The organism is Streptococcus sp. 27098_8_69, from assembly GCF_041432445.1.
GTDB lineage: Bacteria > Bacillota > Bacilli > Lactobacillales > Streptococcaceae > Streptococcus.
Map to the genome: position 1 here is coordinate 13,189 of NZ_JAPVZO010000016.1, position 26,744 is coordinate 39,932.

Genomic DNA, 26,744 nt, shown 5'->3' on the forward strand with positions numbered 1-26,744 from the left:
GTAAGCGTTATGATAGAAAAGAAGAAATTTTGGAGGAATACTATGTCACATATTAAATTTGATTATTCAAAAGTATTAGACAAATTTGTTGCACCACATGAAGTGGAATACATGCAAGCACAAGTTACAGCAGCAGACGAATTGATCCGTAAAGGAACTGGTGCTGGGAGCGACTTCTTGGGTTGGTTGGACCTTCCTGAAAACTACGACCGCGAAGAATTTGACCGCATCTTGAAAGCTGCTGAACAAATCAAATCAGACAGCGACGTTTTGGTGGTTATCGGTATCGGTGGATCATACCTTGGAGCGAAAGCTGCGATTGATTTCTTGAACCACCACTTTGCGAACTTGCAAACAAAAGAAGAACGCAAAGCGCCACAAATCCTTTACGCTGGAAACTCAATCTCATCTACTTACCTTGCTGACTTGGTAGAGTACGTTGCAGATAAAGACTTCTCAGTAAACGTGATTTCTAAATCAGGTACAACAACTGAACCAGCCATCGCTTTCCGTGTCTTTAAAGAACTTTTGGTTAAGAAATACGGTCAAGAAGAAGCTAACAAACGTATCTACGCAACTACTGACCGCCAAAAAGGTGCTGTTAAGGTTGAAGCAGATGCTAACGGTTGGGAAACATTTGTGGTTCCAGATGATATCGGTGGACGCTTCTCAGTATTGACAGCAGTTGGATTGCTTCCAATCGCTGCGTCAGGTGCAGACATCAAAGCCCTTATGGAAGGTGCTAATGCTGCTCGTAAAGACTACACTTCAGACAAACTTTCAGAAAACGAAGCTTACCAATATGCTGCAGTGCGTAACATCCTTTACCGTAAAGGCTATGCAACTGAAATCTTGGTAAACTACGAGCCATCACTTCAATACTTCTCAGAATGGTGGAAACAATTGGCTGGTGAGTCAGAAGGGAAAGACCAAAAAGGTATCTACCCAACTTCAGCTAACTTCTCAACAGACTTGCACTCATTGGGTCAATTTATCCAAGAAGGAACTCGTATCATGTTTGAAACAGTTGTCCGTGTTGACAAACCACGTAAGAACGTGATTATCCCTACTTTGGAAGAAGATCTTGACGGACTTGGTTACCTTCAAGGAAAAGACGTTGACTTCGTTAACAAAAAAGCAACTGACGGTGTTCTTCTTGCCCACACTGACGGTGACGTGCCAAACATGTACGTGACTCTTCCTGAGCAAGACGCCTTCACTCTTGGTTACACAATCTACTTCTTCGAATTGGCTATCGCCCTTTCAGGTTACTTGAATGCCATCAACCCATTTGACCAACCAGGTGTTGAAGCCTACAAACGTAATATGTTTGCCCTTCTTGGTAAACCAGGATTTGAAGAATTGAGCAAAGAACTCAACGCTCGTCTATAATAGAGCTGAAAAGAGTGGTTTTACCACTCTTTTTGCTTTTTCTCGAAAAGAGAAATTGGACTCTGGCAAGACTTGTGATATAATATAGAGAGCAAAAAGGCAGACGCCTAGAGACTTTATAGGAGAAGCTATGTCAAAAGATATCCGCGTACGTTACGCACCAAGTCCAACAGGACTACTACACATCGGAAATGCCCGTACAGCATTGTTTAACTACTTGTATGCACGCCATCATGGTGGAACTTTTATTATCCGTATCGAAGATACTGACCGTAAGCGCCACGTCGAAGATGGAGAACGTTCACAGCTTGAAAACCTTCGTTGGTTGGGTATGGATTGGGATGAAAGTCCAGAAACTCATGAAAACTACCGCCAGTCTGAGCGTTTGGAACTCTATCAAAAATACATTGACCAACTCTTAACTGAAGGAAAAGCCTACAAATCTTACGTTACAGAAGAAGAATTAGCAGCAGAACGTGAACGTCAAGAAGCAGCAGGTGAAACGCCTCGCTACATCAACGAATACCTTGGCATGAGCGAAGAAGAAAAAGCAGCTTACGTTGCAGAACGTGAAGCAGCGGGGATTATCCCGACTGTTCGTTTGGCAGTGAATGAGTCTGGTATCTACAAGTGGCATGACATGGTCAAAGGTGATATCGAGTTTGAAGGTGGTAATATCGGTGGGGACTGGGTTATCCAAAAGAAAGATGGTTACCCAACATACAACTTTGCCGTTGTCATTGATGACCACGATATGCAAATCTCTCACGTTATCCGTGGAGATGACCACATTGCCAACACACCAAAACAGCTCATGGTTTATGAAGCGCTTGGTTGGGAAGCTCCAGAGTTCGGTCACATGACTTTGATTATTAACTCTGAAACTGGTAAGAAGTTGTCTAAACGTGACACCAATACACTTCAGTTCATCGAAGATTACCGTAAGAAGGGCTACCTTCCAGAAGCAGTCTTTAACTTTATCGCTCTTCTTGGCTGGAACCCTGGCGGGGAAGATGAAATCTTCTCTCGTGAAGAACTCATCAAGCTCTTTGATGAAAACCGCCTCAGCAAATCTCCAGCGGCTTTCGACCAGAAGAAACTAGACTGGATGAGTAATGACTACATCAAGAGAGCTGACTTGGCAACTATCTTTGAAATGGCCAAACCATTCCTTGAAGAAGCAGGACGATTGACTGATAAGGCTGAGAAATTAGTAGAACTCTACAAACCACAAATGAAGTCAGTGGACGAAATCGTTCCATTGACAGACCTTTTCTTCTCAGACTTCCCAGAATTGACAGAAGCTGAACGAGAAGTGATGGCTGGTGAAACGGTTCCGACTGTACTTGAGGCCTTTAAGGCGAAACTTGAGTCTATGTCAGACGACGAGTTTGTGGTGGAAAACATCTTCCCACAAATCAAAGCAGTTCAAAAAGAAACAGGTATCAAAGGGAAGAACCTCTTCATGCCAATCCGTATCGCCGTTTCAGGTGAGATGCATGGGCCAGAACTACCAGAAACCATCTACTTGCTTGGCCGCGAAAAATCAATCCAACATATCGAAAAAATGTTGGCAGAGATTGCAAAATAAGCTAAGTTTCGACTACTTTTGGCTCTAGTAATTGTAGGACTTAGTTCAGAGAGAATCACATGGTTCTCTCTTTTTTGTTGCCAAAGTAGAATCATATTCAATTAATACTCTTCGAAAATCTCTTCAAACCACGTCAGCTTTATCTGCAACCTCAAAGCCATGCTTTGAGCAACCTGCGGCTAGCTTCCTAGTTTGCTCTTTGATTTTCATTGAGTATAAATTTTTAAGTGACGCTTTAAAAAGAGTTCTTTTTATATGTACTTATTTGAAAATGCAAAAGTTTTAGTGTATAATACTAAGTGACAGGGCAAGGGAAAGAAGTCAGTGATATGGTAAAATTCTTTACAAACAGACTCGAATTAGCCCAGACATCGTCTATGTTGTTTGTTGAGTCGACTTATTTTTTCTTTGCGTTTTGCTGGACACAGGAAGAAATTCATGAGTTCATGCAACTATCACCCATAACGATGCCTTCGTTTTCGATTCGAAGTTTATATGCGAGACTTTAGATTTAGACGTATATCTTACTAGAGGTGCATATTTTTCTCTTTCTTCTCCCAAAAATAGAAAGAAATCGACCTTGCTCTGTTCACCTTGCGTTAAGCAAGGTTTTTTTGTGGAATAGTACTAGGCGATTTACGATTTTTCTATCAAGTGGTATAATATTAACTATCCTGATGAATTGAGGAACTCAAATGAAAGAATTTAACAAATCAATCAAATTGGAGCATGTGGCTTATGATATTCGTGGACCAGTCCTTGAGGAAGCCATGCGTATGCGAGCAAATGGGGAAAAAATCCTCCGCTTGAATACAGGGAACCCAGCTGAGTTTGGTTTTACCGCACCAGATGAGGTTATCCATGATTTGATTATGAATGCGCGTGATAGTGAAGGTTATTCAGATTCAAAAGGTATCTTTTCAGCCCGCAAAGCTATTATGCAGTACTGTCAGCTCAAAAAATTCCCAAATGTAGGTATTGATGATATCTATCTTGGAAATGGTGTTAGTGAGTTAATTGTTATGTCCATGCAAGGTCTCTTGGATAATGGCGATGAAGTCTTGGTTCCAATGCCTGACTACCCACTTTGGACAGCTGCAGTTAGCTTGGCTGGAGGAAATGCCGTTCACTACGTCTGTGATGAAGAAGCTGAATGGTATCCAGACCTAGATGACATTAAGTCTAAGATTAGTTCAAATACTAAGGCTATCGTTTTAATCAATCCAAATAATCCAACGGGAGCCCTCTATCCCAAAGAACTCTTGTTAGATATTATCGAGATTGCTCGTCAAAATGACTTGATTATCTTTGCGGATGAAATCTACGACCGTATGGTTATGGATGGCAATGTCCACACACCAGTAGCTAGTTTGGCTCCAGACCTTTTCTGTGTTAGCATGAATGGTCTGTCTAAATCTCACCGTATCGCTGGTTTCCGTGTGGGTTGGATGGTCTTGTCTGGACCTAAACATCATGTAAAAGGCTATATTGAAGGTCTCAACATGCTTTCAAACATGCGCCTTTGTTCCAACGTCTTGGCTCAACAGGTTGTTCAAACTTCACTAGGTGGTCACCAATCGGTGGACGAATTGCTCTTGCCAGGTGGTCGTATCTACGAGCAAAGAAACTTCATTTATAATGCCATTCAAGATATTCCTGGTTTGTCAGCAGTTAAACCTAAAGCGGGTCTTTATATCTTCCCTAAAATTGATCGCAATATGTATCGTATCGATGATGATGAACAGTTTGTCCTTGATTTCTTGAAGCAAGAGAAGGTGCTTTTGGTCCATGGACGAGGCTTTAACTGGAAAGAACCAGATCACTTCCGTATCGTTTATCTGCCACGCGTAGATGAGTTAGCCCAAATCCAAGAAAAGATGACTCGTTTCTTGAAGCAGTATCGTAGATAAGAACGAACTAGGTTTCGAGTACAATCAGCAAATTTTATCTCAGAGAAATCAAATGTTTTGATGATTTTAACATTGTTTCTCTGAGTTTTTTCATGTTTAAAAAAATGTATTGATTATCTGCAATATCCTGAGAAGTTTGAATTTGTTGATTTAGATAATGAAGTATCTGCGATTGAACTTCTTTAATGTTGTGCATATAAATAAAAATGAGCAAGAGTGTAAAATTGAATGGGATAGGGTAGACGAATAAAATGTTAACTACGAAAAAGATTATTGCAGAATTTGATAAAAGTTCTAATGATATTAAATTCCTTGAATTTAACAAAAAACTAACGGATAGTATAGAAAGACCACAAGAACTGAAGTTTATCTTAGAACATTTTTCTTATGTAACTGTGAATGGTTATTTAAAAATTTTGGGGAATGATTCAGAGAATGGCCTCAGTTACTGTAATAAATTGTTTTCAAAATGTTATAATTCGAATCGTTGTTTGATAGCTTATGATATCTTGTGTGGTCTATTTGCAATAAATATTGAAAAATTAAATGTAATAGAATATTTCGCTCCCGATACATTAGAATGGGAGGATTTGGAGATAGATTATAAGGACTTTTTGTATTGGGTGACGACAAATCAGTTAGACACATTTTATCAAGAACTGATAGTACCAGATTTGTTCACATTAGATTTATCGCTTGAAAAAAATGAAGTTGTTTTGACCTATCCTTTTATTTGGTCAATGGAGTACACTCCATCAGGTGCAGTTAGAAAAATAGTCCCTTTTAAAGAATTGTTAGAAATGAATGCTGATTTTTATAGACAGTTAAGGATGTGATAAATAAAGGGTACAATGCATGAAAAAGATATTTGAAATTAGTACGCACAGTAAAATAGTATTAAATGGGAAATAATCATTAATGTAAACTGTTATTATTAAAGGATTCCAAAGCAAAAAGCTTTTTTGTATAAATGTGTATTACGAATGTGTGACTGATAGACAAACATTAAAATATATGATAAACAAAAATAGAAAAAAATTAAAAGGAGAATCCTTTTGTCAGCAATTTCATCAGCAGGCCTCACATATTGGTTGGCAAAAGAAAAAGTCAAATAGTGTAGATAATAAATCTCACAATGAAATAAGGTCGGGCAAAAAGTCTTTAAAATAAAAGAAAAGCATATTATTAGATGTTTAAAAACCTTGATTTAACGCGATTCTTGAATTTTAAAATTTCGATGTATTGCAATAAAAATTAACCGAAAAACTACATTCTTTGTGAAATAAATTAGATGTTCGGATATATAGAGAAACGCTCTAGACAATATGACTAGAGCGTTTTTATCTTGTTTTGAAATTACATATTAATTTTATCAACTTGTCATTTATTTGATCAATGTACATTTTGGCAGAAGAAAAGAATACAGGACAAACAAATTCCTGTATTCTTAAAATAACTTAGAACAGATATGATAATGAAACGAATAATAAGATTATAGTGCAAATTATTTTTACGATTTTTACATATTGTTGTTTGAACAATTTATCAGAGAAAAGACTCAATCCAAGCACAATAAAAAACAAAGTAGTTCTTAAAATAAAAATAGTCATGGCTCATACTCCTTTCGTTATTTTATAAATCCAATAATTGATTTAAATAGTCATTATTTAAACTGCAAATATGTTTACCTTTTCTGAAAACTCCTTTGGTCATTGATCGGTATCTCTATCTCTATCTATCTTTATTATAGTACAAATAACATTATTAAACAATTATATTTATCCTTTATAAACTAACATTTGGCCATTTGACAAGGATGGATACCTGCTCCGAACTTGCTTCTAAAAGGTAGCAGGTTCAACTCTCGCTGCCTTTTCTCTCCTCCTATTTTTGAGAGCGCTTGAAATATGTTATAATAGTTCTAGATTATTTTTTTGGAGGCAAACCGTGGGAAATTTTATTGAGCTAGTCTTTCATCGTTTCTTTTTGGGGATGATTGCAACGGCTTATTTTTGGTTATTGACACTAGCAGGAGGTGTGGTTTTTGGTATAGCACCAGCTAGTGCGACTATCATGAGTTTATTCGCAGAACATGGTTATTCTTACCGTGCCTATGGTTTTAAAGAGGCTTGGACTCTTTATAAGAGCAATTTTGTAAAAAGCAATCTCAGTTTCTACACCTTTATGGGACTTGACTTGATCTTGATTTATGGTTTGTATCTCATGATCCAATTGCCGCATCAGACCATTATCCACTTGGCAGCAACCTTTCTAAATATCTTTTTGGTAGCCTTGGTATTTTTGGCTTATACAGTTTCTCTAAAATTACAAGTTTATTTTGACTTATCCTATCAAAATACCTTAAAGCTTGCCTTTATCGGAATTTTTATGAGCTTATCAGCAGTGGCTAAAGTTCTTCTTGGTAGCGTCTTGTTAGCCATTATTGGGTTTTATATGCCTGCCCTCATTATTTTTGTAGGGATTGGTATGTGGCATTTCTTTATTAGTGATTTATTGGAGCCTGTTTATGAAAGCATTCATGAAAAATTGGCGTCCAAATAGAATGAAACAATTTTGGCTTCATTCACTCCTTCGAACCTATACTTGGGTGATGATTGTCATCATTGCTAGTTTTGCCCTGTTGATTTCCTATGTGAACTGGGATAGTCGAGAAAAAGAAGCAAGACAGGTTTCCCAGCGGGTTTTGACTCGGACAGTGAGTGAGGTTGAGTATTATTATCGAGAATCAGCGCGTTCAGCCCAAAGTTTAGTAGAGAATCAAGCGCGAATCGAGGGAATTTATAAGTATTTTAGCCTCAGTACACCAGATTATTTCTATTGGCAACTGGAGCGTAAAGCATCGCCCTATATATCTGTATCCATTTATGAAAATATCGATGACCTTTATGTGCGCAATGATTTTGTAACGGGCGTAGCCATTGTCTTGCAAGACTCGACAGAAGTTTATGTTTCGAAGAGGGACAATCGTAGTGGTTACAAGGTTTCTGCAGATGCCTTTAAGCCAGATGCCAATAGTTTCGCCATTCCCGTATCCGATCCAGTATCGGATCAAGCTCTTGGTGTTATTTATGTCTCTGTATCTTCCGATGTTTTTTATAAGGCTATTGACAATACCAGAGGAAATATCCCAATTGCTGTGAGCATCACCTCTCCTTTTGAAACGGATATGTTTCACCAAGGTGAAAAAAGTAATCGAGAGGAATGGTTGCAAGATGAGACAGCTCATGGTTATCAGGTTCAGGTTGCAGTTCCGAGGGATTATGTCCTTAGTGGGAGTATCTCTAGTTCGGTTTTTATTCTTGCTTTGAGTCTCCTCTTTATCGTTATTTTATATGTAACCTTGAAAAAAACATTTTCGAAGTATCAAACCCAGGTTGTTGACCTAGTGGAAACAATCCATGATATTGCGCAAGGGGAGCAAGGTAAAAGAATTGATCTCACGAAAAAAGACCAGGAATTGCTTGTAATCGCTGAGACAACAAATGATATGTTGGATCGATTGGAGAGAAATATCCATGATATTTACCAACTTGAACTGAGTCAAAAAGATGCCAATATGCGCGCCCTACAAGCTCAGATAAATCCACATTTTATGTACAATACTCTGGAGTTTTTACGGATGTACGCGGTCATGGAAAATCAAAATGAACTAGCGGATATTATCTATGAGTTCAGTAGTCTCCTGCGCAACAACATCTCTGATGAGCGAGAAACAACATTGAAGCAAGAAGTGGAATTTTGTCGGAAGTACAGTTATCTCTGTATGGTGCGTTATCCAAAATCCATTGCTTACGGATTTAAAATCGACCCTGGATTGGAAGAAATGCGCATTCCAAAATTTACCCTCCAACCCTTGGTGGAGAATTATTTTGCCCACGGAGTTGATCATCGACGTACAGATAATGTGATTAGTATCAAGGCCTTGAAAAAAGAAGGATATGTCGAAATCTTGGTAACCGATAATGGGCGTGGAATGCCTGCTGATAAGCTAGCAGAGATCCAGGATAAATTAGCTCAAAGAACTTTTGAACATACGGTGGATTATAGTGGGAAACGCCAGTCCATTGGGATTGTCAATGTGCACGAACGCTTTGTACTCTACTTTGGCGACCGCTATGACATCAGTGTAGAATCAGTTGAAAAAGAAGGTGTTCGATATCGAATCACCATTCAAAATGAAGAGAAAGGATAAAGATGTATAAAGTACTTTTAGTTGACGATGAGTACATGATTACAGAAGGACTCAAACGTTTGATTCCTTTTGACAAATGGGATATGGAAGTAGTTGCAACAGCCAATCATGCTGACGACGCTCTGGACTACGTTCGAGAACATCCCGTAGATATTGTCATTTCTGATGTCAATATGCCTGACAAGACAGGGCTTGAGATGATTGGGGAGATGAAGGAGTTGTTGCCAAATGCTTACTATATCCTCCTTTCAGGCTATCAAGAATTTGACTATGTAAAAAAAGCCATGAATCTCAATGTCGTTGATTATCTGGTCAAACCAGTCGATAAGGTTGAGCTTGAACGCTTGCTTGAAAAAATTGCCAGTCAGCTTGGTGAACAATCTCATGAGCCAGAAATATTGAGTCAGCAACTAGATGAAGAAGCATTCAAGGCTCATCTCAGCCAAAAAGAAAATTGGTGGATCGGACTTTCCAAGGAAAAACAAGGGAATTTTGTCATTCCTTACTACGTTCTGGGGCAAGATTGGCAAATTATCCTTGCAGATCAGGAATTTGAGGGCTTGTTGCTCATGCCTTTTGAAGCCCTTTATCAAGCCAACTTTGAAAAATGGAAGCGTGATGTTGAAAAGACACTCTTTTATGGTTCGGTCAATTTAGATCAGTCTGAAAGTCTCTTTTCTTACTACGAACCCATTTATCGAGTGATCATCCAGGGAAATCTTCAGCAGATTATTGATGAATTGACCTTGCTTGAGAAGATTGTCCTTGAAAATACACCAAGGGTATCCATTACCAAGCAGCTCTTTACCCAGTTTGTCATGGATGTTTTCCATCTTTTTGAACATCTGAAAGCAGACGACATGACAGATATTGTCAAGAACATTCATGCTATTACAACTTTTGAGGATTTAGTCGCTTATACCAAGGAGACCTTGACATCCTTCTTTGGTCAATACCGCATGAATGAAAATGTAGTTAGTGTGCTTGAAGTCATTGGTAGAGACTACAAAAAAGAACTTTCCCTCAAGGATATCAGTAAGGATCTCTTTATCAATCCCGTTTATTTGGGACAGCTAATCAAGAAGGAAACCAATTCCACCTTTGCTGAGCTTCTCAATAAGCAACGCATTAAGGCTGCCCAGCAGCTCTTGCTATCTACTAATGATAGTATCGAGGATATTTGCTATACGGTTGGTTACAGTAATGTTGGTTATTTCTATAAGGTCTTTCGAAAGCTGTGTGGGAAGTCTCCTAAAGCCTACCGTAAACAGGTGGAAGCAAACTTATAAGATTTGTTTTGCTTGTTAAAATATGCTATAATAAACTAAAAAACATAAGGGGGTTGCTTTGATGAAAAAGAAACCAATCTATCTATGGGTATTACTGATTTTTTCAGCCTTACTCTCAGCAATGTCACTATTTGGAATCATATCTCCAGTACCTACTGCGGAGGGTATGAGCAATCTAGAAACATCAGCATCAGGTGTTAATGCTACTTATGCTAAGGAGCTCGTTGATTACACCATTAAGGTATCGGAGCATGGCCATTCTGTCTTCAGCATTCTCTTGGTTGTCTTATCTGTTATTCTAGTTGTTGTGGCTTTGGTTTTCCTTATTCGTAAAAACCTTCAATTGGCTAACTACACTTATCTTGGTTATATCTTCGTTGCCATCGTTGGTTCTATCTACAACTTTATCGGCGTTCAGGATGCGGTTTCACTTTTTACAGATCCTAACATCCGTATGGGAGCGGAGCTTGGTGCCAAAGGTTCAGCCATTTTTGGGATCGTACTCAATGTTATCTTCCTAGCAATCGTCTTCTATAAAATGTGGCGTCAGCAAAAAGAATTAACAGAAGCTCAAGAAGAGGAAGAACTGGCCTAAGAGTTGACAAAGGATAACTATCAAGATACAATCTTGGTAGTTATTTTTTTGAATTCAAAAAAGAAGGAGGAGAGCATGAAAAAAATTTCCTTAGTCTATATCAGTCTGAGTGGGAATACCGAAAGTTTCGTCACACGTCTGAAGGCATACCTTTTAGAACAGTATGGGAACATTGAAGTGGAAAAGATCCATATTAAAGATTTGGTCAAGGAGGGAGAGAATTTCTTTGAGATGACCAATCCATATGTCGCTTTTCTACCAACTTATCTAGAAGGTGGCAATGGAGTTGACAATGGTGATGTGGAGATTTTGACCACTCCAGTAGGCGACTTTATCGCTTACGGTGACAATGCCAGCAAGTGTTTTGGTGTCGTAGGATCAGGCAATCGGAACTTTAACAACCAGTACTGTTTGACGGCTAAACAATACAGCCAACGCTTTGGTTTCCCTGTTCTAGCTGACTTTGAGATGCGTGGAATGCTGGGAGATATTAAAAAGGTTGCAGGAATTATCGCGGAACTCTATGAATTAGAAGTTTTGTAAGAGGCTAGATTTTCTGAGGAAGAGTTTTATTCCATGAATAAAGGATTTACTTAAAAAGGGGACAATCGAAATGAGTAAACTACAGAAATCATTTTTAAAGTATATAAAACGCAAACCAAGCTTCAAGGATATTATGCTTTGCAGTGCTTTGCTACTCTTAGCGATTGCTCTGCTACTGTTCTCTGAGAAAATTTTTGATGAAGATGCAGCACCATTTGGAACCATGGTATCCTTAGGGATTGTTATCCTGGTAGAAATCTTAGCTGTCAGAAATAAATAAAAAGACTCGAGAAATGCATCTCGAATCCTTTTTTTATTTTCTGATGTCTTCAACAATTTCTTTTGAAATCATAATTCCCAAACGATATCCTTTATTGATGTAGTCGATGACATCGTTGATGTTTTCTGTTGTTTGAATCTTTTCCTTGATAGTAGCGCGAAAAGATTCATCCTTTAACAGCTGTTCTTGTAGAAGTCTTTGTAGTTTTTCCTTTTCGTATTTGTTGATGAGAAAAAGAGCGACAAGACTGATGACAACTAAAATATAAGCATATTGGCTCATAAAATCTCTCCCTAAGTGATAAAGAAATTAATAGCAAGAGAAAAGCGAAAAAGATTTTTCGCTTTTCAAGTAATGACAATATAGAAATTAGGCAAGTGATCGCTAATCTAAAATAGTAGATGTAATGCACTCCGCCCCTAGTACCAAATAAAAGTCCGTAGAGGTTTAGGATTGGTTGCTTAGAACGCTCTGCAATCCAGTAACTTTAAGATTGCGACATGAACCTAACCAAATCGATGTTATTGTTTAGATAAATTAGTAAAGCGTTTAGGCAATTCGCCTCATTTACGACGTCATGGTCTCTAAATCGATTATATTTAGGGACCATGACTAGTGAAGCAGTTAGCTAGTCCGCATAAAAGCGGCTAGCGTCTAACAATTAGGAACTTTAGTTCCAATAACTTCAAGATTACGACGTTTTAGGACATAAATCGATAATATTTAGAGGTCATGACTAGTGAGGCGCCTAGCCAAAGTCCGAATAGGATTTGGCGTTGGTTACTTAGATTGCTTTGCAATCAAGTAACTTTGGCGAATTACATCTTCTCTGGTGCTTCTACGCCCAGCAGACGAAGGGCTTCTTTGAGGACAACTGCAGTTGCATAGCTGAGGGCTAAACGACTGTCGCGTTCTGGACTTTCATCCAAGATACGAGTGTGAGCGTAATATTTATTAAAGGCTTGGGCTAAGCTAATTGCAAATTTAGCAATGATAGAAGGTTCAAAGTTATCCGCCGCACGGTTGATAATACGTGGGAAATCTTGGATGAGTTTAATAATTTCCCAGCTTTCAGGATCATTCAAGCTATAGTTGGCACCTGTTTCTGGTTTGAAATCGGCTTTACGCAAGATGGATTGGATACGAGCATAGGCGTATTGAACATAAGGACCAGTCTCGCCTTCAAAGGATACCATAGCTTCAAGGTCGAAGTCGTATCCATTTGTACGGTCAGTTTTAAGGTCATAGAATTTAATGGCTCCAACTCCAACAGCATGAGCAACCTGGTCTTTATTTTCAAGTTCCGGATTTTTGGCTTCAATTTGCGCTTTGGCACGGCTGATGGCTTCTGCGACAGTAGGCTCTAGTAAGATAACATTCCCTTTACGAGTAGAGAGTTTCTTGCCTTCTTTTGTTACCAATCCAAAAGGAACATGGACAATATCTTGACTCCAATCGTAACCCATCTCTTGCAAGACAGCCTTGAGTTGTTTAAAGTGAGCAGATTGTTCTTGACCAACGACATAGATAGATTTAGCAAATTGATATTCGTTTTTACGGTAAAGGGCTGCAGCCAAGTCACGTGTGATGTAGAGAGTTGCACCGTCAGATTTCTTGATAAGAGCTGGGTGTTCAATTCCATATTTTTCAAGATTAACAACTTGGGCACCTTCTGATTCGACCAAAAGTCCTTTTTCAGAAAGGATATCTACAACTGCATCCATCTTGTCATTGTAAAAGGCTTCCCCGTTGTAGCTGTCGAATTCAACCTTCAATTCATCGTAAAGGCGGTTAAATTCCACCAAACTTTCATCACGGAACCATTGCCAAAGTGCGAGAGCTTCCTCATCTCCATTTTCAAGTTTACGGAACCATTCGCGTGCTTCTTCATCCAAGCTAGGGTCATTTTCAGCTTCAGCATTGATGCGAACGTAGAGTTTAAGAAGTTCATCAATCGGATGAGCTTTTACAGCTTCTTCGTCGCCCCATTTTTTGTAGGCAACGATCAGCATCCCAAACTGTTTACCCCAGTCTCCCAAATGGTTGACCTTGACTGTTTGATAACCGATTTTTTGGAAAATATGTGACAAGCTATCTCCGATAACAGTTGAGCGCAGGTGACCAATAGAGAATGGTTTAGCAATATTGGGACTAGACATGTCGATAACAACATTTTCTTGTTTACCAATATTTTGGTCAGCATAGTGTTCTTTTTCAGTGATAACAGCTTGTAATACTTGAGCAGAAATGGCATTTTTATCAAGGAAGAAGTTAACATAAGGTCCAGTAGCGACGACTTTTTCAAAGGCTTGGCTATTGATTTTTTCAGCGATATCTGCTGCAATCATTTGTGGAGCTTTTCTCTCAACTTTTGCTAGAGTAAAGGCAGGGAAGGCGATGTCTCCCATATCAGAGTTTTTGGGTTGTTCTAGTAAATTTAAAATAGCCTCTTGATCCAGGCTCTCAATGACGCTAGCCAATTCGCTAGCAATCAATTGTTTTGTATTCATTATAAACTCCTTTGGACTTTTCTTCTATTTTATCACAATTTTGAGGAATGATAAGAATTTTTTTGAAATATTCGGTTTTTTTGGTATAATGTTCTTATTAAATAGTTGAAAATGTTATAAATATTCACTCGAGAGGATGTTATGAGAAAAAGAGAACGCCATCAGTTAATCAAACAAATGATCACTGAGGAAAAATTAGGAACTCAAAAAGAGATCCAGGATCGGTTGGAAGCACGCAATGTTTTTGTGACGCAAACGACCTTGTCGCGTGACCTTCGCGAACTGGGCTTGACCAAGGTTAAGAAAAATGATAAGGTCTACTACGTACTAGCAAATGAGACAGAGAAGATTGACCTGGTTGAGTTTTTATCCCATCATTTGGAAGGTGTAGCAAGAGCTGAGTTTACCTTAGTTTTGCACACTAAATTGGGTGAAGCCGCAGTTTTAGCCAATGTTGTCGATGCCAACAAGGATGAATGGATTTTAGGAACAGTTGCGGGTGCCAATACTCTCTTGGTCATCTGCCGAGATCAGCATGTTGCTAAACTCATGGAAGATCGTTTGTTAGATTTGATGAAGGATAGATAAGGAGGTTGGGACAAAAGTCCTAGCCTCTCAATTGTCTTTGGATTGTCGAGCAAGACGCAGTGGTTGAGTGGGCTCTACTACGCTGATTTCATCAGCTTTTACAGCCCTACTCAACTGTGCGGAGGTGGGACGACGAAATCGAATTCTAACGAATTACCGATTTCTGTCCCACTCTCTATTTTTAACAAGGAGAGAATGGATGATGACAGAAAAATTATCACCTGGCATGCAACAGTATGTGGATATCAAAAAACAATATCCAGATGCTTTTTTGCTCTTTCGTATGGGTGATTTTTATGAGTTATTTTACGAAGATGCAGTCAATGCTGCACAGATACTAGAAATTTCACTAACCAGTCGCAATAAGAATGCTGACAATCCTATTCCCATGGCTGGAGTTCCCTATCATTCTGCCCAACAGTATATCGATGTTTTAGTGGAGCGTGGTTACAAGGTTGCCATCGCTGAACAGATGGAAGATCCTAAGCAGGCTGTTGGTGTTGTGAAACGCGAGGTTGTCCAGGTGATTACACCTGGCACAGTCGTCGATAGTAGTAAGCCAGATAGTCAAAACAACTTTTTGGTGGCTATTGACCGTGACGGTCAGCAATTTGGCTTGGCATACATGGACTTAGTGACGGGTGATTTCTATGTGACAGGCTTATTGGATTTTACTCTGGTATGTGGTGAAATTCGGAACCTCAAGGCCAGAGAAGTCGTCATCGGCTATGCCTTAACTGAAGAGGAAGAACAGATTCTCAGCCGTCAAATGAATTTGGTACTTTCTTATGAGCAAGAATCATTTGAAGACATCCATCTGCTGGATCCACGATTGGCACCTGTTGAACAGACTGCCAGCAGTAAGCTTCTCCAGTATGTCCATCGGACTCAGATGAGAGAACTCAACCACTTGAAGCCAGTTGTTCGCTATGAAATAAAGGATTTCTTGCAGATGGATTATGCGACCAAGGCTAGTTTAGATCTAGTAGAAAATGCTCGTTCTGGCAAGAAACAAGGGAGTCTTTTCTGGTTGTTAGATGAAACTAAGACTGCCATGGGAATGCGTCTTTTGCGCTCTTGGATTCACCGTCCCTTGATTGACAAGGATCGTATCCTTGAACGTCAGGAGGTTGTGCAAGTCTTTCTGGACTATTTCTTTGAGCGTAGCGATCTAACGGAAAGCCTCAAGGGAGTCTACGATATCGAGCGTCTGGCCAGTCGCGTTTCTTTCGGGAAAAGCAATCCTAAAGACCTCTTGCAATTAGCGACTACCTTGGCCAGTGTTCCAAGGATTCGCGCAATTTTAGAAGGAATGGAGCAACCAGCTCTTGCCTATCTAATTGAACAACTTGATGCTATCCCTGAGTTGGAAAATCTCATTAGCGCAGCCATTGCTCCTGAGGCTCCTCACGTGGTTACCGAAGGTGGTATTATTCGGACGGGCTTTGATGAGACCTTGGACAAGTATCGTCGGGTACTGAGAGAAGGAACCAGCTGGATTGCTGAAATTGAGGCTAAGGAAAGAGAAAACTCTGGCATCAGTACTCTCAAGATTGATTATAATAAAAAAGATGGCTACTATTTCCATGTAACCAACTCGCAGCTAGGAAATGTACCAGCCCACTTTTTCCGTAAGGCTACGCTTAAAAACTCGGAGCGTTTTGGGACAGAGGAGTTGGCGCGTATCGAGGGAGAAATGCTAGAGGCGCGTGAGAAGTCAGCCAGCCTTGAATATGAGATCTTTATGCGTATCCGTGAAGAAGTTGGTAAGTATATCCAACGTCTACAAGCCCTGGCCCAAGGAATCGCTACTGTCGATGTCTTACAAGGACTAGCGGTAGTAGCAGAAAATCAGCACTTGATCCGTCCAGAGTTTGGTCAGGATTCGCGAATTGACATTCAAAAAGGTCGTCACGCTGTCGTTGAGAAGGTCATGGGAGCCCAAACCTATATTCCCAATAGTATCCAAATGGGTGAAGAGACTAGCATCCAGCTGATTACAGGGCCTAATATGAGCGGGAAGTCAACCTATATGCGTCAGCTAGCTATGACAGCGGTCATGGCCCAGATAGGGTCTTATGTGCCAGCAGAAAGTGCTCACTTGCCAATTTTTGATGCAATTTTTACCCGTATCGGGGCAGCAGATGACTTGGTGTCTGGTCAGTCCACCTTTATGGTCGAGATGATGGAAGCCAATAATGCCATTGCGCATGCGACTGAGAAATCTCTCATTCTCTTTGATGAGCTTGGGCGCGGAACGGCAACTTATGATGGCATGGCCTTGGCTCAGGCCATCATCGAGTACATCCATGAGCATATTGGAGCCAAGACTCTTTTTGCGACTCACTATCATGAATTAACCAGCCTAGAGGCTAGTCTTGAACATCTGGTAAATGTTCATGTTGCGACGCTAGAGCAAAATGGACAGGTTACCTTCCTTCACAAGATAGAACCAGGACCGGCAGATAAATCATACGGGATTCACGTTGCTAAGATTGCTGGTCTACCGGCAGACTTACTAGCAAGGGCAGATGCAATTTTAACTCAATTAGAGAGCCAGGGAACAGAGAGTCCTGCTCCAATGAAACAAACAAAAACAGTCTCTGAACAAATTTCCCTATTTGACTCGGCGGAAGAAAATCCTATTCTAGCAGAATTGGCTAAAGTAGATGTGTACAATATGACACCGATGCAGGCTATGAATCTCTTGTTAGAGCTGAAGCAAAAATTATAAGTCAAAACCCACTCAAAAGACTGAGTGGGTTTCTTGTATATTAGTGTTTATGGGATAAAAGTTTATTGATATGGGCTACCTTCTTGGCTTCTCTCTTGTAGAGAACAACCCAGATGATGAGGTAGACGATGGCGAACTCTGGAATGAGTTGAAGCAAGAAAGTCCAGCGAAGTGGAAACCAACCTGCCAGAATTGCAAGAGGAACAAAACCTAGCAACATAAGGAAGAAGTGAGTGACAGTAGCTCGAAGGAGGCTCCAGTCTTGGGCAAAGAGACGACCTCCAAAACTAAAGAGAACACCAATAGCTGCCCAGATGATAGAACAGTAGAGCAAAACTAGAGCGCCATGCACCTGATGTTGGGTCATGAATTGACCAATCAAAGAGTTGGGGCTAAGAGGTGCGTAGTTACTTGGTGAATAGATAAAAGAAAAGATAATGGATAGGATGAGGCCGATGAGGATACCTGTTGTGGCATCGTGAAATACTTGTTTTTTCATAGTTCTAATTTCTCCTTAATAGCTTTGAGGTAACGGCGAGATGAGTAGGTAAAACTGTCGTTTTTTAGATAGATTTCAATCAAGCCGTTAGAGGTTAGTTTTAGATGACTGATAGCATCGATGTTGACAATTTCCGATTGGGAAATTTGGATAAAGGAAGCAGGTAGAATTTCACTTGCTTGGTAAAGACGAATGTCGAGCGCATAGGTTTGGCTATCCGTTTCAGCTAAGACTTTGCGATTTTCAATATATATACGTTGAATCTTACTAATCTGAATCAAGTAGACCTGATCTTGAAATTTTCCTTTAAGAGTTTCTTTTTGATCCAGTGATTGAACAAAGTCTTGAACTTTTTGAACTCTAGGGGACAAAGATGGTGCTTCTATGATAATTTGTTCTTCTGCATATTGTTGATCAATGTCAAGTCTGACTTTCATATTTTCTCCTTTGTAAAGTTGTAATAGAGATCTCTTGCTTACAAATCTATTAAACACCATTTTCTTGACAAATACAAGAAGCTTTGTCTATGTGGTCGGTTGAAGAGTCTATCTGGCAGGTGACCGTTTTCATAGAATTTTTAGAGTAAAGAAGTCAAAAAATAAGTAGAAATATATTGACAAAAATAGAAAAAACGTGGTACAATAATAGACGGTACTTTTTACTTTTGGTCTCTCAAGAGTGTACAGGGACGTGCTGACAAATGTTGCAAAAGTACACACAGATGATAGCTGTCACCAAGTGTATCATCACCAAAAATAAAAAAACACAGGAGAATGTAGATGCCTACAATTAACCAATTGGTTCGCAAACCGCGTAAATCAAAAGTAGAAAAATCTAAATCACCAGCTTTGAACGTTGGTTACAACAGTCATAAAAAAGTTCAAACAAACGTTTCTTCACCACAAAAACGTGGTGTTGCAACTCGTGTTGGAACAATGACACCTAAAAAACCTAACTCTGCCCTTCGTAAATTTGCTCGTGTACGTTTGAGCAACCTTATTGAAGTTACTGCCTACATCCCAGGTATCGGACACAACTTGCAAGAGCACAGTGTGGTGCTTCTTCGCGGTGGACGTGTAAAAGACCTTCCAGGGGTACGTTACCATATCGTCCGTGGTGCACTTGATACTGCAGGTGTTAACGATCGTAAACAAGGCCGTTCTAAATACGGTACTAAACGTCCGAAAAAAGCATAAGGAAAGGGGATAAAGAGAAATGAGTCGTAAAAATAGAGCTCCAAAACGTGACGTATTGCCAGATCCGCTTTACAATTCACAATTAGTTACTCGTCTTATCAACCGCGTTATGCTTGACGGTAAACGTGGTACAGCTGCTTCAATCGTTTACGGTGCTTTTGAACAAATCAAAGAAGTTACTGGTAACGATGCACTTGAAGTATTTGAAACAGCTATGGAAAACATCATGCCTGTACTTGAAGTACGTGCACGTCGTGTTGGTGGTTCTAACTACCAAGTCCCAGTTGAAGTTCGTCCAGAACGTCGTACAACACTTGGACTTCGTTGGTTGGTAACAATCGCTCGCCTTCGTGGTGAACACACAATGCAAGACCGTCTTGCAAAAGAAATCTTGGATGCTGCTAACAACACTGGTGCAGCAGTTAAGAAACGTGAAGACACTCACCGTATGGCTGAAGCTAACCGTGCCTTCGCACACTTCCGTTGGTAATAAAATGATACCAAGAGCGGCAAAGGCCCAAGGCAAAAATAGGAAACTGATGCAGTGTTCCGTGAACACAAAGCAGTTTATCTTTTTTGCACCGGGCCTCGCTCGGGTTCAAATTAGTTAACTTGAGCTTTTAGCCCGAGTACAATTCAACTTACCATTTCGCAAGTTGAAACCAACATTAACAGGAAAACATTGAGAACGGGTAGGTCCTGCCTATCCGTTTTTATTAAATCGTGTTATAATAGAATAGAAATAAAAAATATAGGAGAAACAAACCTCATGGCACGCGAATTTTCACTTGAAAAAACTCGTAATATCGGTATCATGGCTCACGTCGATGCTGGTAAAACAACTACAACTGAGCGTATCCTTTACTACACTGGTAAAATCCACAAAATCGGTGAAACTCACGAAGGTGCGTCACAAATGGACTGGATGGAGCAAGAGCAAGAACGTGGTATCACTATCACATCTGCTGCGACAACAGCTCAATGGAACAACCACCGCGTAAACATCATTGACACACCAGGACACGTGGACTTCACAATCGAAGTACAACGTTCTCTTCGTGTATTGGACGGTGCGGTTACAGTTCTTGACTCACAATCAGGTGTTGAGCCTCAAACTGAAACAGTTTGGCGTCAAGCAACTGAGTACGGAGTTCCACGTATCGTATTTGCAAACAAAATGGACAAAATCGGTGCTGACTTCCTTTACTCAGTAAGCACACTTCACGATCGTCTTCAAGCAAATGCACACCCAATTCAATTGCCAATCGGTGCTGAAGATGACTTCCGTGGGATCATCGACTTGATCAAGATGAAAGCTGAAATCTATACTAACGACCTTGGTACAGATATCCTTGAAGAAGATATTCCAGCTGAATACCTTGACCAAGCTCAAGAATACCGTGAAAAATTGATCGAAGCAGTTGCTGAAACTGACGAAGAATTGATGATGAAATACCTCGAAGGTGAAGAAATCACTAACGAAGAATTGAAAGCTGGTATCCGTAAAGCAACTATCAACGTTGAATTCTTCCCAGTATTGTGTGGTTCTGCCTTCAAGAACAAAGGTGTTCAATTGATGCTTGATGCGGTTATCGACTACCTTCCAAGCCCACTTGACATCCCAGCGATCAAAGGTATCAACCCAGATACAGATGAAGAAGAAACTCGTCCAGCATCTGATGAAGAGCCATTTGCAGCTCTTGCCTTCAAGATCATGACTGACCCATTCGTAGGTCGTTTGACATTCTTCCGTGTTTACTCAGGTGTTCTTCAATCAGGTTCTTACGTATTGAACACTTCTAAAGGTAAACGTGAACGTATCGGACGTATCCTTCAAATGCACGCTAACAGCCGTCAAGAAATCGACACTGTTTACTCAGGTGATATCGCTGCTGCCGTTGGTTTGAAAGATACTACAACTGGTGACTCATTGACAGATGAAAAAGCTAAAATCATCCTTGAGTCAATTAACGTTCCAGAACCAGTTATCCAATTGATGGTTGAGCCTAAATCTAAAGCAGACCAAGACAAGATGGGTATCGCCCTTCAAAAATTGGCTGAAGAAGATCCAACATTCCGCGTTGAAACTAACGTTGAAACTGGTGAAACAGTTATCTCTGGTATGGGTGAGCTTCACCTTGACGTCCTTGTTGACCGTATGCGTCGTGAGTTCAAAGTTGAAGCGAACGTAGGTGCTCCTCAAGTATCTTACCGTGAAACATTCCGCGCTTCTACTCAAGCACGTGGATTCTTCAAACGTCAGTCTGGTGGTAAAGGTCAGTTCGGTGATGTATGGATTGAATTTACTCCAAACGAAGAAGGAAAAGGATTCGAATTCGAAAACGCAATCGTCGGTGGTGTGGTTCCTCGTGAATTTATCCCAGCGGTTGAAAAAGGTTTGGTAGAATCTATGGCTAACGGTGTTCTTGCAGGTTACCCAATGGTTGACGTTAAAGCTAAGCTTTACGATGGTTCATACCACGATGTCGACTCATCTGAAACTGCCTTCAAGATCGCTGCATCTCTTGCACTTAAAGAAGCTGCTAAGACTGCACAACCAGCTATCCTTGAACCAATGATGCTTGTAACAATCACTGTTCCAGAAGAAAACCTTGGTGATGTTATGGGTCACGTAACTGCTCGTCGTGGACGCGTAGATGGTATGGAAGCACACGGTAACAGCCAAATCGTTCGTGCTTACGTTCCACTTGCTGAAATGTTCGGTTACGCAACAGTTCTTCGTTCTGCATCACAAGGACGTGGTACATTCATGATGGTATTCGACCACTACGAAGATGTACCTAAGTCAGTACAAGAAGAAATCATTAAGAAAAACAAAGGTGAAGAATAATTCACCGTCACTTTAAAAGAAGTCACTTTGTGGCTTCTTTTTCTGTTTGGTAGAAATAGGAAAAAGTGCCTCAAATATGGTAAAATAGAAAGAGTATATTGTGAGGAAAATGGATGTCAACCACTTTTGAAATTTTAATGAATCAGTTGGGAATCCCCGCTGAAATGAGAAATCATGAGGCCTTCTCTCAGGCTGAAATAGAACAAGTTATTGTTCATAAACGAAGCAAAGTTTGGGAGTTTCATTTTGTTTTTGAAAATATCTTGCCTTTTGAACTTTTTCTAGAGTTAAAAAGAGGCTTGAAAGAAGAATTCTCAAAAACAGGAAATCAGGCTAGTTTTGAGATAAAAACGCGAAATCAGGAATTTTCTAGAGAACTTTTACAAGCCTACTATCGAGAGGCTTTTTCGGATGGTCCTTGCGCTAGTCAAGGTTTTCGTTCTATATATCAGAATTTTCAGGTTCGCTTTGAAAATGACCAGTTAATCATTGAAGCTTCTGAAGCGGCAGATACAGAGCATTTTAGAAAAAATCATCTGCCAAATCTTAGCAAACAGTTGGAACACTTTGGTTTTCCTAAATTATCCTGCATTTTAGAAAAAAATGAAGAACTCACGAGGGAAGAGCAAGAGGCCTTTCAGACGGAAAATAAAATGATTATCCAAGCTGCCAATGAAGAAACACTTCGGGCTATGGAACAATTGGAACAGATGGCGCCACCACCTCCAGTAGAGGATAAGCCTGTCTTTGATTTCCAAGCCAAGAAAGCAGCTGCCAAGCCAAAACTAGACAAGGCAGAGATTACTCCTATGATTGAGGTTAATACTGAGGAAAATCGTCTGGTTTTTGAAGGAGTTGTCTTTGATGTCGAGCAGAAGGTGACTAGAACAGGTCGTGTCCTAATTAATTTCAAGATGACGGACTATACATCTAGCTTCTCCATGCAAAAATGGGTTAAAAATGAAGAAGAAGCCCAAAAATTTGACATGATCAAGAAAAACTCTTGGCTTCGTGTTCGTGGGAATGTTGAAATGAATAATTTCACGCGAGACTTGACCATGAATGTGCAAGATGTCCAGGAAGTTGTCCACTATGAGCGTAAGGATCTGATGCCAGAGGGAGAACGTCGGGTTGAGTTCCATGCACATACCAATATGTCGACTATGGATGCTCTACCTGAAGTTGAAGAACTCGTTGCGAAAGCAGCCAAATGGGGACACAAGGCAGTAGCAATCACGGATCACGGGAATGTTCAATCCTTCCCTCATGGCTATAAGGCAGCTAAGAAAGCTGGCATCCAGCTAATCTATGGGATGGAAGCCAATATCGTTGAAGACCGTGTTCCTATCGTTTATAACGAAGTGGAGATGGACCTTTCTGAAGCTACTTATGTAGTCTTTGACGTGGAAACGACAGGACTTTCAGCTATCTATAATGACTTGATTCAAGTTGCGGCTTCCAAGATGTATAAGGGGAATATCGTCGCTGAATTTGATGAATTTATCAATCCAGGGCATCCTTTGTCAGCCTTTACTACGGAATTGACTGGAATTACGGATGACCATGTAAAAAATGCCAAACCCTTGGTTCAAGTTTTAAAAGAGTTCCAAGAATTTTGTAAGGATACCGTTCTTGTCGCCCACAATGCCACCTTTGACGTTGGCTTTATGAATGCCAATTATGAACGTCATGGGCTACCAAAAATCACTCAGCCTGTCATTGATACGCTAGAGTTCGCAAGAAATCTCTATCCTGAATACAAGCGCCACGGTCTAGGACCTTTGACTAAGCGTTTTGGTGTTGCCCTAGAACACCACCACATGGCCAACTATGACGCGGAAGCAACTGGTCGTCTGCTCTTTATCTTTATTAAAGAAGTGGCAGAAAAACACGGTGTGACAGATTTGGCAAGATTAAACCTTGATTTAATCAGTCCAGATTCTTATAAAAAAGCTCGAGTCAAGCATGCGACCATCTATGTGAAAAATCAAGTGGGCTTGAAAAATATCTTTAAGCTGGTTTCTCTGTCAAATACCCAGTATTTTGAAGGAGTTCCACGGATTCCACGTACAGTACTAGATGCCCATCGAGAAGGTTTAATCTTGGGTTCTGCTTGTACAGAAGGGGAAGTCTTTGATGCAGTCGTATCACAAGGTGTTGATGCAGCGGTCGAAGTTGCTAAATACTATGACTTTATCGAGGTAATGCCTCCGGCAATCTATGCACCTCTGATTGCCAAAGAACAGGTCAAGGACATGGAAGAACTCCAAACTATTATCAAGAGTTTGATAGAGGTTGGAGATCGCCTCGGCAAGCCGGTTCTTGCGACAGGAAATGTCCACTATCTCGAACCCGAGGATGAAATTTATCGAGAAATCATCGTCCGCAGTCTGGGTCAGGGAGCAATGATTAACCGAACGATCGGTCACGGAGAAGCTGCCCAACCAGCTCCGCTACCAAAGGCACATTTTAGAACGACTAATGAAATGTTGGATGAATTTGCCTTTCTAGGAGAAGATTTGGCTCGTAAGATTGTTATTGAAAATACCAATTCTTTAGCAGAAATCTTTGAGCCTGTTGAGGTTGTAAAGGGTGATTTGTATACACCTTTCATTGACCAAGCCGAAGAAACCGTTGCCGAATTAACCTATAAAAAAGCTTTTGAAATTTATGGAAATCCACTACCAGATATCGTTGATTTGCGGATTGAAAAGGAATTGACTTCTATCCTAGGGAATGGTTTCGCCGTGATTTATCTGGCTTCACAGATGCTAGTGCAGCGCTCCAACGAACGAGGTTACTTGGTTGGTTCTCGTGGGTCTGTTGGATCTAGTTTCGTCGCGACCATGATTGGGATTACAGAGGTTAATCCTCTCTCTCCTCACTATGTCTGTGGTCAGTGTCAGTACAGTGAGTTTATCACGGATGGTTCTTACGGTTCAGGGTTTGATATGCCAAATAAAGACTGTCCAAACTGTGGCAATAAGCTTAGCAAGAATGGACAGGACATTCCTTTCGAGACCTTCCTTGGTTTTGATGGGGACAAGGTACCCGATATCGATTTGAACTTCTCAGGGGAGGACCAGCCGAGTGCCCACTTGGATGTTCGTGATATCTTTGGGGAAGAGTATGCCTTCCGTGCAGGAACGGTTGGTACGGTGGCTGCTAAAACAGCCTATGGATTTGTCAAGGGTTACGAGCGTGACTATGGCAAGTTCTACCGTGAAGCCGAAGTAGAGCGCCTAGCCCAAGGAGCTGCAGGTGTTAAACGGACGACCGGTCAGCACCCAGGGGGAATCGTTGTTATTCCTAACTATATGGATGTCTATGACTTTACTCCAGTGCAATACCCTGCAGATGATGTGACCGCTGAATGGCAGACTACTCACTTTAACTTCCACGATATCGACGAGAACGTCCTCAAGCTCGATGTCCTTGGTCATGATGATCCGACCATGATTCGCAAGCTTCAGGACTTATCAGGTATTGATCCAAATGATATTCCAATGGATGATCCAGGTGTCATGGCCCTCTTCTCAGGTACGGATATCCTAGGAGTGACACCTGAACAAATCGGCACTTCGACCGGTATGCTTGGAATTCCAGAGTTTGGGACCAACTTTGTTCGCGGAATGGTGGATGAAACCCATCCGACTACTTTTGCAGAGTTGCTTCAGCTTTCTGGTCTGTCTCACGGTACCGACGTTTGGTTGGGAAATGCCCAAGACTTGATTAAGGCTGGAATTGCGGACCTATCAACCGTTATCGGTTGTCGGGATGACATCATGGTTTACCTCATGCATGCAGGTTTAGAACCTAAGATGGCCTTTACTATCATGGAGCGAGTGCGTAAGGGATTGTGGCTTAAAATCTCAGAAGAAGAGCGCAATGGATATATCGAAGCCATGAAGGCCAACAATGTTCCTGAATGGTATATCGAATCTTGTGGAAAAATCAAGTACATGTTCCCTAAAGCTCATGCGGCAGCCTACGTTATGATGGCCCTTCGCGTGGCCTACTTCAAGGTTCACCATCCGATTTATTATTACTGTGCTTACTTCTCAATCCGTGCCAAGGCTTTTGATATCAAGACCATGGGGGCAGGTTTGGATGCGATTAAACGCAAGATGCAAGAAATTTCTGAAAAACGCAAGAACAATGAAGCTTCTAACGTAGAAATTGACCTCTATACAACACTTGAAATCGTCAATGAGATGTGGGAACGTGGCTTCAAATTTGGGAAGTTGGACCTCTATCGCAGTGATGCGACTGAATTCATCATAGACGGAGATACCCTCATCCCACCGTTTGTCGCTATGGATGGTCTAGGAGAGAACGTTGCTAAGCAATTGGTACGAGCTCGTCAAGAAGGAGAATTCCTCTCTAAAACAGAACTCCGCAAGCGTGGTGGGCTCTCATCAACCTTAGTTGAAAAGATGGATGAAATGGGAATTCTCGGCAATATGCCAGAGGACAACCAGTTGAGTCTGTTTGATGATTTGTTTTAAATAAAAATTAACAGACGGACAAATATTGTCCATCTGTTTTGTTAT

Annotated in this window: 20 protein-coding genes; 16 read left to right on the forward strand and 4 right to left on the reverse strand. The window is 40.6% G+C overall.

All coding sequences use genetic code 11. From position 1 onward, the window contains the following. Positions 1-42: 42 nt before the first annotated feature. The 10 genes from O3658_RS06745 (at position 43) to O3658_RS06790 (ending at position 11,813) form a co-directional block, all read left to right on the forward strand. Positions 43-1,392 (forward strand): glucose-6-phosphate isomerase, encoded by a 1,350-nt coding sequence (locus O3658_RS06745; protein ID WP_000018248.1) that lies wholly within the window; start codon positions 43-45, stop codon positions 1,390-1,392. 130 nt (positions 1,393-1,522) lie between these two features. Then, a complete protein-coding gene (gene gltX / locus O3658_RS06750; protein WP_371560243.1) occupies positions 1,523-2,983 on the forward strand; it encodes a glutamate--tRNA ligase in 1,461 nt (486 codons plus the stop codon). 695 nt (positions 2,984-3,678) lie between these two features. Beyond that, positions 3,679-4,893 (forward strand): pyridoxal phosphate-dependent aminotransferase, encoded by a 1,215-nt coding sequence (locus O3658_RS06755; protein ID WP_045762715.1) that lies wholly within the window; start codon positions 3,679-3,681, stop codon positions 4,891-4,893. Positions 4,894-5,144: 251 nt separating this feature from the next. Beyond that, positions 5,145-5,729 (forward strand): DUF2625 family protein, encoded by a 585-nt coding sequence (locus O3658_RS06760; protein WP_371560246.1) that lies wholly within the window; start codon positions 5,145-5,147, stop codon positions 5,727-5,729. A gap of 1,111 nt (positions 5,730-6,840) precedes the next feature. Then, positions 6,841-7,455: a YesL family protein gene (locus O3658_RS06765; protein ID WP_045763088.1), complete on the forward strand. Its 615-nt coding sequence runs from the start codon at positions 6,841-6,843 to the stop codon at positions 7,453-7,455. Further along, positions 7,433-9,106 (forward strand): sensor histidine kinase, encoded by a 1,674-nt coding sequence (locus O3658_RS06770; RefSeq protein ID WP_371560249.1) that lies wholly within the window; start codon positions 7,433-7,435, stop codon positions 9,104-9,106. Before O3658_RS06765 ends, O3658_RS06770 begins: the two co-directional genes overlap by 23 nt. Before the next feature lie 2 nt (positions 9,107-9,108). Next, positions 9,109-10,395: a response regulator gene (locus O3658_RS06775; RefSeq protein ID WP_371560251.1), complete on the forward strand. Its 1,287-nt coding sequence runs from the start codon at positions 9,109-9,111 to the stop codon at positions 10,393-10,395. A 61-nt stretch (positions 10,396-10,456) separates the two neighbouring features. Further along, positions 10,457-10,990 (forward strand): ABC transporter permease, encoded by a 534-nt coding sequence (locus O3658_RS06780; protein WP_371560253.1) that lies wholly within the window; start codon positions 10,457-10,459, stop codon positions 10,988-10,990. 75 nt (positions 10,991-11,065) lie between these two features. Then, positions 11,066-11,533, forward strand: a complete 468-nt coding sequence (gene nrdI / locus O3658_RS06785) for a class Ib ribonucleoside-diphosphate reductase assembly flavoprotein NrdI (RefSeq protein ID WP_371560255.1) — start codon at positions 11,066-11,068, stop codon at positions 11,531-11,533. A 70-nt stretch (positions 11,534-11,603) separates the two neighbouring features. Then, entirely contained in the window at positions 11,604-11,813 is a 210-nt protein-coding gene (locus O3658_RS06790; protein ID WP_000040887.1) for a hypothetical protein, read from the forward strand. A gap of 33 nt (positions 11,814-11,846) precedes the next feature. Here the strand turns inward: O3658_RS06790 and O3658_RS06795 are convergent, their stop codons facing one another. Next, a complete protein-coding gene (locus O3658_RS06795) occupies positions 11,847-12,095 on the reverse strand; it encodes a hypothetical protein (protein ID WP_000084856.1) in 249 nt (82 codons plus the stop codon). A gap of 536 nt (positions 12,096-12,631) precedes the next feature. Beyond that, positions 12,632-14,323: an arginine--tRNA ligase gene (argS, locus tag O3658_RS06800; protein WP_371560258.1), complete on the reverse strand. Its 1,692-nt coding sequence runs from the start codon at positions 14,321-14,323 to the stop codon at positions 12,632-12,634. Positions 14,324-14,464: 141 nt separating this feature from the next. Here argS and argR point away from each other — a divergent pair, with 141 nt between their 5' ends. Both argR and mutS read left to right on the forward strand, forming a co-directional pair. Beyond that, complete coding sequence (gene argR / locus O3658_RS06805) at positions 14,465-14,911, forward strand: arginine repressor (RefSeq protein WP_001231485.1); 447 nt, start codon at positions 14,465-14,467, stop codon at positions 14,909-14,911. A 199-nt stretch (positions 14,912-15,110) separates the two neighbouring features. After that, positions 15,111-17,645: a DNA mismatch repair protein MutS gene (gene mutS, locus O3658_RS06810; protein ID WP_371560261.1), complete on the forward strand. Its 2,535-nt coding sequence runs from the start codon at positions 15,111-15,113 to the stop codon at positions 17,643-17,645. 40 nt (positions 17,646-17,685) lie between these two features. On the opposite strand, the gene O3658_RS06815 is transcribed toward mutS, so the two are convergent. Together O3658_RS06815 and O3658_RS06820 are read right to left on the reverse strand one after the other, a co-directional pair. Next, on the reverse strand, positions 17,686-18,144 hold the full coding sequence (locus O3658_RS06815) for a DUF3021 domain-containing protein (protein WP_371560263.1): 459 nt from the start codon (positions 18,142-18,144) through the stop codon (positions 17,686-17,688). Continuing rightward, positions 18,141-18,581: a LytTR family DNA-binding domain-containing protein gene (locus tag O3658_RS06820; protein ID WP_371560265.1), complete on the reverse strand. Its 441-nt coding sequence runs from the start codon at positions 18,579-18,581 to the stop codon at positions 18,141-18,143. Before O3658_RS06820 ends, O3658_RS06815 begins: the two co-directional genes overlap by 4 nt. A 342-nt stretch (positions 18,582-18,923) precedes the next feature. On the opposite strand from O3658_RS06820, the gene rpsL reads away from it, so the two are divergent. The 4 genes from rpsL (at position 18,924) to O3658_RS06840 (ending at position 26,699) form a co-directional block, all read left to right on the forward strand. Beyond that, positions 18,924-19,340 (forward strand): 30S ribosomal protein S12, encoded by a 417-nt coding sequence (gene rpsL / locus O3658_RS06825; RefSeq protein ID WP_001142333.1) that lies wholly within the window; start codon positions 18,924-18,926, stop codon positions 19,338-19,340. A 19-nt stretch (positions 19,341-19,359) separates the two neighbouring features. Continuing rightward, entirely contained in the window at positions 19,360-19,830 is a 471-nt protein-coding gene (rpsG, locus tag O3658_RS06830) for a 30S ribosomal protein S7 (protein WP_000087876.1), read from the forward strand. A 279-nt stretch (positions 19,831-20,109) separates the two neighbouring features. Beyond that, the gene (gene fusA / locus O3658_RS06835) at positions 20,110-22,191 is read left to right on the forward strand and encodes an elongation factor G (protein ID WP_000090332.1); all 2,082 of its coding nucleotides are present in this window, start codon (positions 20,110-20,112) and stop codon (positions 22,189-22,191) included. A 113-nt stretch (positions 22,192-22,304) separates the two neighbouring features. Further along, positions 22,305-26,699, forward strand: a complete 4,395-nt coding sequence (locus O3658_RS06840) for a PolC-type DNA polymerase III (RefSeq protein WP_371560268.1) — start codon at positions 22,305-22,307, stop codon at positions 26,697-26,699. The last annotated feature ends 45 nt before the right edge of the window (positions 26,700-26,744 follow it).

What these genes read in the sequence shown, in the direction of transcription:
- O3658_RS06815 (WP_371560263.1), bottom strand. Translation starts at nt 18,144, where the DNA reads ATGAAAAAACAAGTATTTCACGATGCCACAACAGGTATCCTCATCGGC.
- O3658_RS06780 (WP_371560253.1), top strand. Translation starts at nt 10,457, where the DNA reads ATGAAAAAGAAACCAATCTATCTATGGGTATTACTGATTTTTTCAGCC.
- O3658_RS06775 (WP_371560251.1), top strand. Translation starts at nt 9,109, where the DNA reads ATGTATAAAGTACTTTTAGTTGACGATGAGTACATGATTACAGAAGGA.
- argS (WP_371560258.1), bottom strand. Translation starts at nt 14,323, where the DNA reads ATGAATACAAAACAATTGATTGCTAGCGAATTGGCTAGCGTCATTGAG.
- fusA (WP_000090332.1), top strand. Translation starts at nt 20,110, where the DNA reads ATGGCACGCGAATTTTCACTTGAAAAAACTCGTAATATCGGTATCATG.
- O3658_RS06795 (WP_000084856.1), bottom strand. Translation starts at nt 12,095, where the DNA reads ATGAGCCAATATGCTTATATTTTAGTTGTCATCAGTCTTGTCGCTCTT.
- rpsL (WP_001142333.1), top strand. Translation starts at nt 18,924, where the DNA reads ATGCCTACAATTAACCAATTGGTTCGCAAACCGCGTAAATCAAAAGTA.
- argR (WP_001231485.1), top strand. Translation starts at nt 14,465, where the DNA reads ATGAGAAAAAGAGAACGCCATCAGTTAATCAAACAAATGATCACTGAG.
- O3658_RS06755 (WP_045762715.1), top strand. Translation starts at nt 3,679, where the DNA reads ATGAAAGAATTTAACAAATCAATCAAATTGGAGCATGTGGCTTATGAT.
- rpsG (WP_000087876.1), top strand. Translation starts at nt 19,360, where the DNA reads ATGAGTCGTAAAAATAGAGCTCCAAAACGTGACGTATTGCCAGATCCG.
- mutS (WP_371560261.1), top strand. Translation starts at nt 15,111, where the DNA reads ATGATGACAGAAAAATTATCACCTGGCATGCAACAGTATGTGGATATC.
- gltX (WP_371560243.1), top strand. Translation starts at nt 1,523, where the DNA reads ATGTCAAAAGATATCCGCGTACGTTACGCACCAAGTCCAACAGGACTA.
- O3658_RS06840 (WP_371560268.1), top strand. Translation starts at nt 22,305, where the DNA reads ATGTCAACCACTTTTGAAATTTTAATGAATCAGTTGGGAATCCCCGCT.
- O3658_RS06790 (WP_000040887.1), top strand. Translation starts at nt 11,604, where the DNA reads ATGAGTAAACTACAGAAATCATTTTTAAAGTATATAAAACGCAAACCA.
- O3658_RS06760 (WP_371560246.1), top strand. Translation starts at nt 5,145, where the DNA reads ATGTTAACTACGAAAAAGATTATTGCAGAATTTGATAAAAGTTCTAAT.
- O3658_RS06745 (WP_000018248.1), top strand. Translation starts at nt 43, where the DNA reads ATGTCACATATTAAATTTGATTATTCAAAAGTATTAGACAAATTTGTT.
- nrdI (WP_371560255.1), top strand. Translation starts at nt 11,066, where the DNA reads ATGAAAAAAATTTCCTTAGTCTATATCAGTCTGAGTGGGAATACCGAA.
- O3658_RS06820 (WP_371560265.1), bottom strand. Translation starts at nt 18,581, where the DNA reads ATGAAAGTCAGACTTGACATTGATCAACAATATGCAGAAGAACAAATT.
- O3658_RS06770 (WP_371560249.1), top strand. Translation starts at nt 7,433, where the DNA reads ATGAAAAATTGGCGTCCAAATAGAATGAAACAATTTTGGCTTCATTCA.